The sequence below is a fragment of the Flavobacterium soli DSM 19725 genome (assembly GCF_000422705.1).
Lineage (GTDB): Bacteria > Bacteroidota > Bacteroidia > Flavobacteriales > Flavobacteriaceae > Flavobacterium > Flavobacterium soli.
Genome location: NZ_AUGO01000002.1, coordinates 12,682 through 26,380, shown reverse-complemented (window position 1 = coordinate 26,380; position 13,699 = coordinate 12,682). Strand labels below are relative to the sequence as shown.

9 protein-coding genes and 1 tRNA gene are annotated in these 13,699 nt (G+C 36.5%); 1 reads left to right on the top strand and 9 read right to left on the bottom strand.

Going from position 1 to position 13,699, the window contains the following annotated elements; all coding sequences use genetic code 11:
• Positions 1-42 precede the first annotated feature (42 nt).
• The 9 genes from G508_RS20350 to G508_RS0103150 form a co-directional block, all read right to left on the bottom strand.
• Positions 43-4,518: a choice-of-anchor I family protein gene (locus G508_RS20350; RefSeq protein WP_051197420.1), complete on the bottom strand. Its 4,476-nt coding sequence runs from the start codon at positions 4,516-4,518 to the stop codon at positions 43-45.
• A gap of 271 nt (positions 4,519-4,789) precedes the next feature.
• Positions 4,790-5,533, bottom strand: coding sequence for a hypothetical protein (locus G508_RS0103190; RefSeq protein WP_026703966.1), 744 nt, complete (start codon positions 5,531-5,533; stop codon positions 4,790-4,792).
• 145 nt (positions 5,534-5,678) lie between these two features.
• Positions 5,679-5,753 (bottom strand) — tRNA-Val (locus G508_RS0103185).
• An 80-nt stretch (positions 5,754-5,833) separates the two neighbouring features.
• A complete protein-coding gene (locus tag G508_RS0103180; protein ID WP_026703965.1) occupies positions 5,834-7,054 on the bottom strand; it encodes a bifunctional folylpolyglutamate synthase/dihydrofolate synthase in 1,221 nt (406 codons plus the stop codon).
• Between the two features lie 9 nt (positions 7,055-7,063).
• A complete protein-coding gene (locus G508_RS0103175) occupies positions 7,064-7,855 on the bottom strand; it encodes an energy transducer TonB (RefSeq protein WP_026703964.1) in 792 nt (263 codons plus the stop codon).
• A 2-nt stretch (positions 7,856-7,857) separates the two neighbouring features.
• Positions 7,858-8,253 (bottom strand): ExbD/TolR family protein, encoded by a 396-nt coding sequence (locus G508_RS0103170; protein ID WP_026703963.1) that lies wholly within the window; start codon positions 8,251-8,253, stop codon positions 7,858-7,860.
• A gap of 2 nt (positions 8,254-8,255) precedes the next feature.
• On the bottom strand, positions 8,256-8,963 hold the full coding sequence (locus tag G508_RS0103165; RefSeq protein WP_026703962.1) for a MotA/TolQ/ExbB proton channel family protein: 708 nt from the start codon (positions 8,961-8,963) through the stop codon (positions 8,256-8,258).
• Positions 8,964-9,102: 139 nt separating this feature from the next.
• Complete coding sequence (locus tag G508_RS0103160; RefSeq protein WP_026703961.1) at positions 9,103-10,329, bottom strand: Glu/Leu/Phe/Val dehydrogenase dimerization domain-containing protein; 1,227 nt, start codon at positions 10,327-10,329, stop codon at positions 9,103-9,105.
• A gap of 986 nt (positions 10,330-11,315) precedes the next feature.
• Positions 11,316-12,395: an anhydro-N-acetylmuramic acid kinase gene (locus G508_RS0103150; protein WP_026703959.1), complete on the bottom strand. Its 1,080-nt coding sequence runs from the start codon at positions 12,393-12,395 to the stop codon at positions 11,316-11,318.
• A 96-nt stretch (positions 12,396-12,491) separates the two neighbouring features.
• On the opposite strand from G508_RS0103150, the gene G508_RS0103145 reads away from it, so the two are divergent.
• Positions 12,492-13,631, top strand: a complete 1,140-nt coding sequence (locus tag G508_RS0103145; RefSeq protein ID WP_026703958.1) for an acyl-CoA dehydrogenase family protein — start codon at positions 12,492-12,494, stop codon at positions 13,629-13,631.
• The last annotated feature ends 68 nt before the right edge of the window (positions 13,632-13,699 follow it).

Here is a 13,699-nt window from a genome sequence, read left to right as displayed (position 1 = left end):
GACCCTCAACTAAGAGGGTCTTTTCTATAAAACATAAACTAATTACTTTATGATAATCTTGCTAACAAGTCCTTCAGATGTTTTTACAAAATAAAGTCCTGTTGCTAAATTTGACGTATCGATAGTTTGAGCTTCTTTGGCTTGTAAAATTAATTTTCCAGTTCCATCATATAATTCGATATCAGCTGTACGATTAAAATAAACCATTCCTCTATCCGATGGATTTGGGAAAACTACAAACGTTTTTGGGTCAGTGTTTGCGTGATCTGGAGTAGAAAGCGTTGTAGCATCTACTTCAAAAATAGTGATCGTTCCACTGATTTCATTGGATACCAAAACATACCCTTTATCGTCTGGACCATTTGTTGGTTCAATATAAATAACACCTTCGGCACCATGGTCACCACTATAAGCTGAAGTGCTTCTTGTATTTTTATAATCAACGAAAGTTGGATTGTTTGGATCCGTAATATTATATACCATCACACCACCAATTCGTTCCAAACCAATAAAAGCAAAAGTTTGATCGGCAATTGTTGCAACCGTTACCCCTTCTGGCTCTGGACCTTTTGCACGGCTTCTCACTTTTGCTGCATTCTCTTCGTGATCTGCATTAAAAATAGTTGGATAATTTTCGGCCGTATAGCGTTCAAAATCATCACCACTATCATAAACAATTTGTTGAGTAGCGGTATTGAAAATAGAAAATGAACGTGATCCTACACAGTTGATTTCTTCAAATTGTGCATCGCCATCCAAGTTTCCGTTTAGGTTAGTTACTCTAAAGCGACCCAGGTTATGCGATTTTTTCAGCATTTCAACATGAGGAAAATTAGTTCCGTCTAATTGGTAAGAAGCAGCTCCAACAGTTGTTCTTTCTTCAAAACCTGTATATTCTTTTTCGTCACCTTCATTGGCTGTAACCAAATAGGTAACGCCACCAACTGTATAACTTGACATTGCATCTGGAAGGTAAAATGCTTTTACTGGCCAGTTTGCAATTAATATTTCGCTATTATTATCTGAAGCATCAAAACCATTTCCTGGCAAGCTCATGTCTTTTGTCCCTAAAGCCCAAACACTAGTATAGGTATTGTTCGTCAAATTGATTGCAGCAATGGCATTGTTTTCCTGCAAAGAAACCCATGCAGTCTGGCTATCGTCACTTATTGTAATATATTCTGGCTCAAAATCTTGCGATAATGTACTTGTCAATTTTAATTTTCTAACACCAGAAGCCATCAATGTAGTCTCTTGTGAGTTGAATTGCGTGAACAACATTGTCGTCACGTTAGACTGCGTTAATGCAGGAATTCCACCTGAAATATCAATCACACTCACTGAACCTTCTGGATCGATGGAGTAATTAGCGTTTGGTTGTCCTTCATTTGCTGTCAAAACTTTCGTTCCGTCTGGAGTAAAAGTAATCATATCCGGCAAGGCACCAACCGTCACTTGTTTTTGGAATACACCATTGGTATCAAAAAACACTACTGAACCATCAAGAGCTTCATTTGCATTCGGTGAAGCAACTGCTACAATTCCGTTTTTCACCGCCACACTTGTCAGACCTCCATAAGTATCCATGTTTATTGACGTAATCAATGTTGGTGCTGTTGGATCACTGAAGTCGATGATGTCTAAGAAATTTGCAATAGCACTTGTAGCAAACAAACGTTGACTGATCGGATCATGAGCTACAATTTCGCAAGTACTGGTGTTGTTTCCAGAAGGATCAAAACTTCCGATGTAGTTCAACTCAATTTCTTGAGAAGGAACTGGAGCTACATTGTCATTATCGATAATATAAATAGTTGCAAAAGAATCTCCATTTATGGTCAAGCCAATAGGATTTTCTAAACTCAATACAAAATATTCAGCTTGTTGTTCTATCGTACTGTCATCGGTGATTGGAATTGTGATGGTTTGTGTCAATGAACTCGTTCCAGTAAAATTCAGAGTTTGAGTTGTCAATGTGAAATCATTGGCGTCAGCCGTACTAAACGGAGCTCCTTTCACTACTAGATCTACAGAAGCAACTGCAGGACTGTCCAAATTGATAACGAAGTTCAATGTTCCCGCATTCTCATTTACTTTAACAAAACTTGAAGCAAGACTCACGCTTGTATCGAAACCGAATGTGAAAGTAAACGGACAAGACATTGGAGCATTGTTCACGTTTTGAACATTATCTACAACTAAAGCATAATCTGTTGCAGGTAAAAATGGAGTTGAATAGGTCAAAGTAACCTTATTATCTGCCACTACAGCCGAAGTTAAATTCGCAACACCTGTGTAATTTGACAATGTTGAAGCTGAAGCCGCATTTACACTTTGATTGAAAGTTACTTCAATCGTAGTATTGTTGATTACTACCGCATTCAACACTTGAATCGTACTTGGGAAATTCCATGTTGGCCAAGTTTGAGGAGCTGTTCCACCCTCAACCGCTACCCAATTGGCAGGGTTTAAAATAGCCGTTGTTAAGGTTTCAGGTGTTCCAGATTGAGTTCCATTATAGAAAGCATTTACAGCGTTTGCAGCAACATTTCCAGTAGCTGTGCTTGTGTTTAAAGCTGTTGAACCATCCGTCAAACCAGCTGGAATCATGGAAATACTTCCGCCACATGTGGTGTTAGAAGCAACCCATCCGTTTGAACTTAAAGCTGTGATATAATTTGGTGCAGCAGCCGTTCCCGTATATACAATCACTTGATCACCTCCAGAACTTAATCCGAAACCTGAACCTGTAACCGTTCCTTTATTGGCAATCAATGCCGATGTTTGAATCGTGATTACCGAACCAGCAGGAACACATTCGTTAGCTCCTAAAGTCCATACAATTCCGTTTGGACACTGTGGTTGAGCATTTGTAGTATATTTCGAATCAGTTAAATTGATAAACGTTCCTGGTTCGATGTCAACCATTGTCAACAAAGCAACCTCATCTTCGGTAGCTGTAGCATTCATTCTGTAACCTACAAATACTAAATCGCCAGCTTGAAATTGCGTTTGAACAGCAATAGTTGTAAAAGTACTTCCTGTAACAACCGTTACTGCATTGTTACTAAAATCTTCCACCATATTTGGTAACAACGTCACAAAATAGGTTTGGTTATTCGTTAAAGCAACTGTCGGGATTAGTGTAATTGTATTGTTTTCGAATGTAGTTGTGAAAGGTACTAAACCACCTGTAGCATTATTTAAACGCAATTCTACAACAGTAGCTGCATTTGTATTGGTTATTGCTTCGTCATTAACCAAACGTACATTTTCATTAAATGTAACAGTAGGATTTGAAGTAATGGCAATGTTCGTAGCATTATTTGAAGGAGAAAATGTAACAACTGGAGCGATAGCATCACCTCCACCGATTGAAGTTCCGTCAACAGTGAGATTGTCAAAACGATTGTTACCAACGGTTCCTCCAGTTCCTTGCTGAAAAGCAACTCTCAATTTAAAGTTAGGATTATTATTTACTGCTTCAATAGCTGAAAAATCTAAAGTTTCCAAAACTGGATTTCCACTTATTGGAAGAATCGTTGCAAAAGGAACATAAGTTGTTCCATCCACACTGTATGACCAAAGTTGTTCTCCCGCTCCAGAACCTGAACGACGAGTAGCAAACTTTATCATAACATTCTCGAAACCTGTCGTTGGCAAGTCAAATTGCAATTGACCTCCAATTGGATCATTGAAACGCAAATGAGCTCCAGCAACATCACTGTTTCTAGCGTTTAGATTATCAACATCAAAATTCTGACCTGTTCCACCAGCAGCATCAATAGCACTGATTCCACCTGCAATTGCAGTAATTCCAGCTCCAGTTACAACTGATTCTGATATAGTTGTAAGATTGGCAACAGATGAGTTATCATTAAAATTCCAGTAATGAATTAAAGCAGGAACTGAAACAACATTTCCTTCCAAAGTAAAATTATCAAAACGATTGTTCCCAACTGTTCCTCCAGTTCCTTGCTGAAAAGCAACTCTCAATTTAAAGTTAGGATTATTATTTACAGCTTCAATAGCTGAAAAATCTAAAGTTTCCAAAACTGGATTTCCGCTTATTGGAAGAATCGTTACAAAAGGAACATAAGTTGTTCCATCCACACTGTATGACCAAAGTTGTTCTCCCGCTCCAGAACCTGAACGACGAGTAGCAAACTTTATCATAACATTCTCGAAACCTGTCGTTGGCAAGTCAAATTGTAACTGACCTCCAATTGGATCGTTGAAACGCAAATGTGTTCCGGCAACATCACTGTTTCTAGCGTTTAGATTATCAACATCAAAATTCTGACCTGTTCCGCCAGCAGTATCAATGGAACTGATTCCTCCTGCAATGGCAGAGATTCCAGCTCCTGTTACGAAAGTTTGCGAAGGTGTTGTTAGGGTTACAACAGTTGAATTGTCGTTGAAATTCCAATAATGAACTAGTGATTGTCCCCAAGAACTGGTTTGCATCACTACCATCAACAGGAATAAAAAACCTTTGATTTTGTAGTTTTTAAACATCTTTTTAAGTTTAGATTAATTTGCTACAAAATTCAACACAACTTGTTAGTGGTATTTTACCATAATAATAAATAACGTTTAAATGGCTTTCGGGCTATGTTTAGAGAAAGTTAAGGGGTAATGTTTAGGTAATAATTCGGTAATAGTACTGATCAAGATTGCAAACTAAAACTCTAAACCTTTTTTAGGAGGGTGTCAAAAAAAAGATTTTTTCTAAAATTTTAAAACTAAAAAAACTCTTCTGTTTCCTAAAGAGTTTTTACATGTTTTTTTAAAAATCTATTTGAAACCCTAGACCTTTATTATTGGCTACAAATTTTAGTTCAGTGTTTTCTAAAAATACTGTCTTGTTTTGGGGCAGAACATTATATCCTTCAATGGATTGTTTCACTTTTTTAATTCCGCCTAACTTAATGGGAATACCAATTATAGAAGTTGCCAAGCCCACAATTAGAATCGCTGGAGAACCTCCTTCTTGATTGTTTTTTGCAGCATTCAAGTTTGCCAAACCACCTCCAACGAAGAGACCAATTCCTCCACCAATCAAAATATCACCAAGTGCTGCTTCATTTTTCCCTTTTTTGTATTTTGCGTAAACATTAGTATTGGTCTGCAATAAAAGTTCTAAATTTTCACGGTTCAATTTTTCATCTCCTTGAAAAATTCTCGATACCGATTTATAAACCAAGGGTTCTGTTTGCACTTCAGTACTTGAAATTGCTTTTTCATTTGCATCATTCAAATCTTTTTTCTTCGCAACAATTTTTGATGCTTCGAAAATTGTTATCCCGCTTCCATCTACAATATTCTTAATGGATTGTAATGAAAAACTCATTTCAGTTTTAGCAACTTCATTATAATAGAATGCTTTTTCGTTTTCAATTGTTAGGTTTTTAAATTCCAACATCGATCCACTATTAAAAGTGATGTAACCTGATGTGACGGTTTTCTTATCTTGAGAAAAAGACAATAAAGGCAATAAGAATGCCAACAGAAAAAGTAGTTTTATTTTCATAGGGTATTTTATTAAGATCACAAATGGATTTCGCAAAAGTAAGTAATACAAAAACAATTCTGTATTAAGTCTAAAAAGCTTTTATCAAGAATATAGAAATGACTTTATTCCAAAAAAAAACTCCAACATTTCTGTTGAAGTTTTGTGGGCGATGAGGGGTTCGAACCCCCGACCCCCTCGGTGTAAACGAGGTGCTCTGAACCAGCTGAGCTAATCGCCCTATTTCAGCAACTTAGTTTCCCTTATTGCGTGTGCAAATATAAGCCTCTTTTCGGTATTTGCAAACAAATATTTAAAAAATTATAAAATTTCTGCCACTACAAATGTGCTTCCACCAACATAAATAAAATCAGTTTTAGCAGCCACTTTTAAAGCTTCTTGATAAGCTTCTGGAATTGAAGCATATACTTTTCCTGTCAATCCAAAATCATTTGCTTTTGATTGTAAAATTTCTGCATCAAGTCCGCGAGGAATGTTCGGTCTTGAAAAATAATAGTAGGCTTTTTTTGGAAACAAAGGCAGGATTTCTTCCAAATCCTTATCATTTACAACCCCTAAAACAAAATGAAGTGCATCAAATTTTTCCTTTTGAACCTGATTCAACACAATTTCCAGTCCATGTTTGTTGTGTGCCGTATCGCAAATAACTTTTGGTTCGGCATGAAGTTGTTGCCATCTCCCTTGAATTCCGGTGTTTTCGACAACTTTCCAAAACCCATTTTGGATATTTTCTTCAGAAATGATAAACTGCTTTTGATCCTGCAATACTTTTATAGTTTGCAAAACTGTTTTTTTATTGTGCTTTTGGTAGTCCCCAATTAAAACCGAAGGATAAGTTTCGCTAATTAAATCGGAAGCAAAATAAATTTTGGAATTTGTTTCTTGGGCTTTCGCCAAAAAGACGCTCTTGGTTTCTTGGACATATTCTCCAATTACGACAGGAACATCCCGTTTGATAATTCCTGCTTTTTCAGAGGCAATTAACCCTAATGTATTCCCTAAAAACTGAACATGATCGAGTCCGATATTGGTAATAACCGAAACCAAAGGTGTGATTATATTTGTAGAATCGAGTCTTCCTCCCATTCCAACTTCAATAATGGCAATGTCAATATTTTTCTTGTTGAAATAATCAAAAGCCAAACCAACTGTCATTTCAAAGAAACTCAATTGATTTTTTTCGAAGAACAATTTATTTTCAGCAATAAAATTACACACAAATTCTTCAGAAATAGTTGATCCGTTGATTTTGATCCGTTCCCTAAAATCTTTTAAATGTGGGGAAGTGTATAAACCTACTCTATACCCAGCTTCTTGCAAAACCGAGGCTAATAAATGTGAAGTTGAACCTTTTCCGTTAGTTCCAGCTACATGGATGGCCTTGATATTTCGCTCTGGATTTTCGAGATAATCTGCTAATAGAATTGTGTTGGTTAAATCTTTTTTATAAGCCGATGCTCCTTGCTGTTGATACATTGGCAATTGGGCAAACATCCAATCTAAAGTTTCCTGATAGTTCATCGAAGCTAATTATTCGCCTAATTTAAAGTTCACCACGATAAATCCGATTTGAGTTTCGGGAGCATCTGGATCAGGTTGCCATTTGTATTTTTTTGCAGTTGCAATAGCTGGATTTACCAAACACGGATTGGTGTTGGTGGTTCCTTGGGTATATTTTGCAGCAATAACATTACCGTTTCGGTTCACTGTAATCTGTACGACAACAGTTCCCGATTCGTTGCATTTTTGCACTTCTTTTCCGCTACTGCTTAATTTTCTCCCATTCAAGCCCCAGCCACCTCCACCTTTTCCGTTTCCGTAAAAGTTGTTAGAATATTTGTCGCCGTTAGGATCGCCTTTGTCTCCTGGAGTACCGTCATTTCCATGACCGCCTTGCACAGCTCCATCAGATTTTGGTCCGTTGAGCAAACTTGAAAGCGCATCAGTACTTGCTTTATTGGGTTTTGGAGCTTCAGCCGCTTTTGGCTTGACCTCAGTTCCTGTAGTAGCTTTTTTTGTGTCCGATGATTTAATTACCGGAGCTGCAGTATTAGTTTGTGTTGTAATATTTTGTGCAGCCGATTTTGCCGTTTCAGCAGCAGCTGGTTGTGGAGAAGTTTTAACAGGCTCCATTGGTTGGACATCACCTTGGCCCACATCTGAGGTACCGAAATTGATAGCAATCTCGCCACCCTCAAAAACTTCCGGGATATTCGGGTCGTCTTTCAGAATATATAAAAAGAACCATATAAACATCAATACAAAAATAGCTGTAGTGATGCCGAAGGAACGTTTTTGATATTTAGTTTCTAATAGTACCATATTTATTTTGGCGCTACAGCCAATACAATTTTAAACTTATTTCGATAAGCGATATCCATTACTTTTACGGCATTTTCAATCGGAACACCTTTTGCCACATTCAACACTACATTCGGTTCTTTTTGATCTGCCAAAAGTGCCTTTAATGCATTTTCCAACTCTTCTTCTGGATATTGCTGCTTGTCTATATAATAATTCAATTTCTCATCTACACTAACGGCTACAGTTTCTACCTCATCGGCTTTTCCGTCAGAATTTGGCAATACCAAATCCAAAGCATTAGTGGTTGTCATCGTCGTCACTGCTATCATAAAGAAAATTAGCAACAAGAAAACGATATCCGTCATGGACGACATATTAAAGTCGGCATTGATTCTATTTCTTCCTCGTAAATTCATAATTATACTGGATCATTTAATACATCTAGGAAATCTACTACACTCACTTCCATCATGTTCACTACCTTATCCGTGATACTCACCAAGTGATTGTATCCCACATAAGCAATAATTCCCACAATTAACCCAACAACTGTTGTCATCATCGCGGTATAAATCCCTTCGGCCAAAACACTCATTTCGATTTTATTAGATGCACTAGCCGCCATTTCGTGAAACGCCATTACCATCCCGACAACCGTTCCGAGGAAACCAGTCATTGGACCTGCTCCCGAAATCGTAGCCAACAAACTAACGTTTCTCTCTAGTTTATAGACCTCTAATTTTCCTGCGTTTTCGATTGCAATATTGATGTCATTTAAAGGTTTTCCGATACGGGAAATTCCCTTTTCGATAAGTCGTGCTACAGGAGAATTTGTAGAAACACAAAGCATTCGGGCATTTTCTATCTTGCCTTGTTGCAAATACATTTTGATTTGGGTCATAAAGGTCTGATCCATTTTGGATGCCGCTTTTATCGCCATCAATCGTTCAAAATAAAGATAAATTGCAAAGAACAGCATGATAAAGATAGCACTCATAATGGCTATCCCAACAGGACCTCCACTAAAAATAATACTCATCAATGTGATTTCTTTTGTTGTTGCAACGTCTTCTGCAATTTGTGTTGCCGCTTGGCCTAAAGTATCTGCCTGAAGTAGTAAACTCATAATTGTTTTGTATTTATAATGGTAACGCTAATATGATTTAAAAATTGTTGCGTAAATATATCCTTAATTTGACTTAAAACAAAAATTCCTTTATCAAATAAAGGAATTTTAAGTTTTTATATAGAATTTCAACGATTGTTTACACCAATTGCTTCAATGCTATTTCGAAAGCTGTTGCACTGATATTGGTTTTTGAATTGTTGATAGTATGTGCCTTTACAATTGCATTTTTGATGATTTCCGAAGTATCGTTGAAGATAGATTCGTCTGTCATTTGCACTTTTTTCTCCATGAAATAGGCAAAAACACGAGCCATTCCGCAGTTTGAAATAAAATCTGGAATCAAGCTAACTTTCGCATCAACGTTTTCCATAATAGGCCCAAAGAAAATTGCTTTATCAGCAAAAGGAACATTAGCTCCACACGAAATTACTTCTAATCCTGAAGCAATCATACTATCTACTTGATCTTGAGTCACCAATCTTGAAGCTGCACATGGTGTAAAAATTTCAGCACCAATTGTCCAAATTTTAGCATTGATTTCTTCAAAAGGAATCATATTTTCGGCAACCAATTTGTTTCCGTCTTTGTTTAGGAATAAAGTTCTGATTTCTTCGAAAGTAAAACCTTCTTCTTTTATCAAACCACCATCACGGTCGATGATCCCTACCACTTTCGCACCCATATCGGCAAGGTAGAAAGCCGCTGCAGAACCTACGTTTCCGAAACCTTGAACGATTGCTTTCTTGCCTTTTACTGAACCTCCATAGATATCATAGAAATGACGAACGGCCTGAGCCACGCCATATCCTGTAATCATATCAGCAACGGTATATTTTTTAGCAACATCTGGAGAGAAAGATGGGTTTTCAATCACCTTTACAACTCCTTGACGCAATTGCCCAATGCGGTTGATTTTATCAGCTTCGGTTGGTTTGAAATGTCCGTTGAAAACACCTTCTTGTGGATGCCAAACACCACATTCTTCGGTCATTGGAATTACTTCATGGATTTCGTCAACATTCAAATCGCCACCTGTTCCATAATAGCTTTTCAATAATGGAGAAACCGCTTTGTACCAACGTTGCAGCACTCCTTTTTTTCGAGGGTCATTAGGATCGAAATTGATTCCAGATTTTGCTCCACCAATTGCCGGACCTGAAACCGAGAACTTTACTTCCATTGTTTTGGCAAGCGAAAGTACTTCATTCATATCCAAACCTTTTCGCATACGAGTTCCTCCACCTGCAGCTCCTCCTCTAAGTGAGTTAATAACTGTCCAACCTTCGGCTTCGGTTTCGGCATCTTTCCAATTGAATACTATTTCTGGCTCCTTATTTTCAAATTTATGTAATAAATCTTTCATTATGTTGCGATATGTTTAGTTTTTGCAAATATAAAAAATAGGTTGATGAGAATTTGGTATTTTTTGTGATTTTTTGGAAAGAACTGTTAGAGGAGGGTGTAAGGTTCTAGGATTAGAGTTTTGGGTTGAAATAGGTGTTACACAAAGTGTAAAAAAAGAAAAAAATCTTTTCTTTATATTATTTAAGTTTTACAAGGTGATAATTCTAGTATCGTCTGTGCTCATATAGATTCGAATTCTTGTACTCTGTCCTAGTAATTCATTGATTTTTTTATTTAGCCCTATTTCAATTTCAGTATTGCATATAATTATATCAATAGAATTCTTATTTACAACATTAAAATTTCTATTGAATAAGTTTATGAATTGATTTACTAACATTATAAGTTGATTCACCTCTTTTTCAATTACATTTAGTTTATCATTAAATGATTGATTTTCATAAATCGTAATTCTTTCAATTATTTGAATAACAGTTTCGATTTGTTTTTTCGTTATTAACAACGCTCTGACATCATATTTTAATCTTTGAACATTATTTAAATCATACTCTTTGAAAAGTTTTAAAAATTTATTCAATTCCGAAATACTCTCTATTCTTTTTTTTCATTTTTTTTTAGTTTAACTATTGATTTATCAAAAATAAAGCATCCTTTAGACATCACCAAAAAGGTTACAAATCAATCGTCTAAACTCTAAAACAGAGAAAAGCCAGATGTCATCTAACAATGACAGAATTGAAGTTGGATCATGTTGATATGAAAACTGGTCGTTCCTACAGAACTTGTTTTTACGGAATTTGCATTTACTTTTAGAAGTACTTATCATCATAATCCTTAACCAAAACCATCAACAATTCTAATTCATCGCTTTCTGGCCTATGGTTGTGCATGGAAAATTTCAATCAATCAAGCGCTAAATTTATAATTGAAAACCTGACAGGTTTTTAAAAACCTGTCAGGTCTAGCAAGAAGAATATCACAATTTTACTCTAACCCTTGATTCGTATAAATAACCCCACTCGAATGATCCTTTGTTGCCCCAGTAACACTACACAAAACATTAATTTCATTCCGTAATTTTAAAACACCTAACAAAGCAAAAATTAAAGCTTCCTTGAATTCGAGGATTTTACTTTCAGGAATGATGATTTGCATTTGGGGTAAATGAAATTGAATTCGGTTGATGAGGAATTTGTTGTAAGCTCCACCGCCCGTGATGAACAGCTTTCCTTCTTTTACCTTGAGTGCCCAACCAATTTGACAAGCAATATGTTCGGTAAACGTGTGCATCTTATCTTCTATCGGAATTTCAAAACTTTCGATTAACGGGAGAATTGTTTCTTTTACAAATTCGAAACCCAATGATTTTGGATAGCTTTCTTGATAAAAATCGAGTGCATTGAGTTGATTGTATAAATCAGAATTTACCTTTCCCGACTTTGAAATTTTTCCTTCGTCGTCATAATCGAATCCAAGTTGATTGGCATAGAAATTCAAAACGGTGTTGACAGGCGAAATATCAAAGGCAATTCTTGTATTGTTTTCTTCGAAAGAAACATTTGAAAAACCACCAAGATTGAGGCAATACTCATATTCTGAAAAAAGAATTCGGTCACCAATTGGTACCAATGGAGCCCCTTGCCCGCCTAATTCAACATCCTGGATACGAAAATCGCAAACTACTTTTTGATTGATAATTTTCGATATTTCGGGAAGATTGCCAATTTGCAACGTAAAACCGTTTTGTGGCTGATGCAAAATCGTATGTCCATGAGAACAGACGGCATCGAGGTTTTCGATTTTATGCTTGGAAATAAAATCAGAAATAATGGTTCCTAATAACAGTGTATAATCTGCATTGAGTTGCTTCAGTTGCTTTTCTGAATAATCGACAGCGTTTTTAAGTTTGTTTATCCACTCCTGAATATACGGAACCGTTTCACTTTCAAATATTTGAAACTGCCATTTATTATCCAGTATTGAAAAATGAATATGTGCCAAATCGACTCCATCTAATGAAGTCCCCGACATTACTCCGATAACGTTATAGTTTTGCTTAAACATTGGCTAAAATTATAAAATTGCATTGAAAAATTGACAATAAAAATTTATCTTTGACCACATTTTTTAAATATACGACAATTTTTATTTTATAAAATTATGGATTTCAATCTAACCGAAGAGCAATTAATGATTCAACAAGCCGCTAGAGATTTTGCACAAGCAGAACTTTTGCCAGGTGTAATTGAGAGAGATGAACATTCTAAATTTCCAACGGAACAAGTCAAAATGATGGGTGAACTTGGATTTTTAGGAATGATGGTGGACCCGAAATACGGAGGTTCTGGATTGGACAGCGTTTCCTATGTTTTGGCCATGACCGAAATTGCAAAAGTTGATGCTTCGGCAGCCGTGATCATGTCGGTAAACAATTCCTTGGTTTGTGCAGGTATGGAAAAATACTGCAACGAGGAACAAAAAATGAAATATTTGGTGCCGTTGGCAAAAGGAGAAGTAATTGGTGCTTTCTGTTTGAGCGAGCCAGAAGCGGGAAGTGATGCGACTTCGCAAAAAACGACTGCTATCGATATGGGCGACCACTATATATTAAACGGTACGAAAAACTGGATTACAAATGGTGCAACTGCTTCAACTTATTTGGTAATTGCACAAACCGATGTTGAGAAAAAACACAAAGGAATCAATGCTTTCATCGTGGAGAAAGGATGGGCTGGATTTGAAATTGGTCCAAAGGAAAAGAAAATGGGAATCAGAGGTTCTGACACACATTCTTTGATGTTTACGGATGTAAAAGTTCCAAAAGAAAATAGAATTGGCGAAGACGGATTTGGTTTTGCATTTGCCATGAATGTATTAAATGGTGGACGAATCGGGATTGCTTCTCAAGCATTAGGAATCGCAACTGGAGCTTATGAAATTGCTTTGAAATATTCGCACGACAGAAAAGCTTTCGGCAAGGAAATTTTCAACCACCAAGCTATTGCCTTTAAATTGGCTGACATGTATGTGAAAGTTACTGCTGCAAAATTATTGGTAATGAAAGCGGCTTGCGAAAAAGATGAAGGTAAAGACATAGCACATTCTGGAGCGATGGCAAAATTATATGCCTCTGAAATTGCTTTGGAAGTGGCCAATGACGCCGTTCAGATTCACGGTGGAAACGGTTATGTGGCCGAATATCATGTGGAGCGAATGATGCGTGATTCTAAGATCACCCAGATTTATGAAGGTACTTCTGAAATTCAAAGAATCGTTATTTCTAGAGGATTGGTTTCATAAAAACTACATAGCAAAATATAATAACCCTTTCTTGGTATTTTACCTCGAAAGGGTTTTCTTTTTTGAAC

What these genes read in the sequence shown, in the direction of transcription:
- G508_RS20350 (WP_051197420.1), bottom strand. Translation starts at nt 4,518, where the DNA reads ATGTTTAAAAACTACAAAATCAAAGGTTTTTTATTCCTGTTGATGGTA.
- G508_RS0103190 (WP_026703966.1), bottom strand. Translation starts at nt 5,533, where the DNA reads ATGAAAATAAAACTACTTTTTCTGTTGGCATTCTTATTGCCTTTATTG.
- G508_RS0103180 (WP_026703965.1), bottom strand. Translation starts at nt 7,054, where the DNA reads ATGAACTATCAGGAAACTTTAGATTGGATGTTTGCCCAATTGCCAATG.
- G508_RS0103175 (WP_026703964.1), bottom strand. Translation starts at nt 7,855, where the DNA reads ATGGTACTATTAGAAACTAAATATCAAAAACGTTCCTTCGGCATCACT.
- G508_RS0103170 (WP_026703963.1), bottom strand. Translation starts at nt 8,253, where the DNA reads ATGAATTTACGAGGAAGAAATAGAATCAATGCCGACTTTAATATGTCG.
- G508_RS0103165 (WP_026703962.1), bottom strand. Translation starts at nt 8,963, where the DNA reads ATGAGTTTACTACTTCAGGCAGATACTTTAGGCCAAGCGGCAACACAA.
- G508_RS0103160 (WP_026703961.1), bottom strand. Translation starts at nt 10,329, where the DNA reads ATGAAAGATTTATTACATAAATTTGAAAATAAGGAGCCAGAAATAGTA.
- G508_RS0103150 (WP_026703959.1), bottom strand. Translation starts at nt 12,395, where the DNA reads ATGTTTAAGCAAAACTATAACGTTATCGGAGTAATGTCGGGGACTTCA.
- G508_RS0103145 (WP_026703958.1), top strand. Translation starts at nt 12,492, where the DNA reads ATGGATTTCAATCTAACCGAAGAGCAATTAATGATTCAACAAGCCGCT.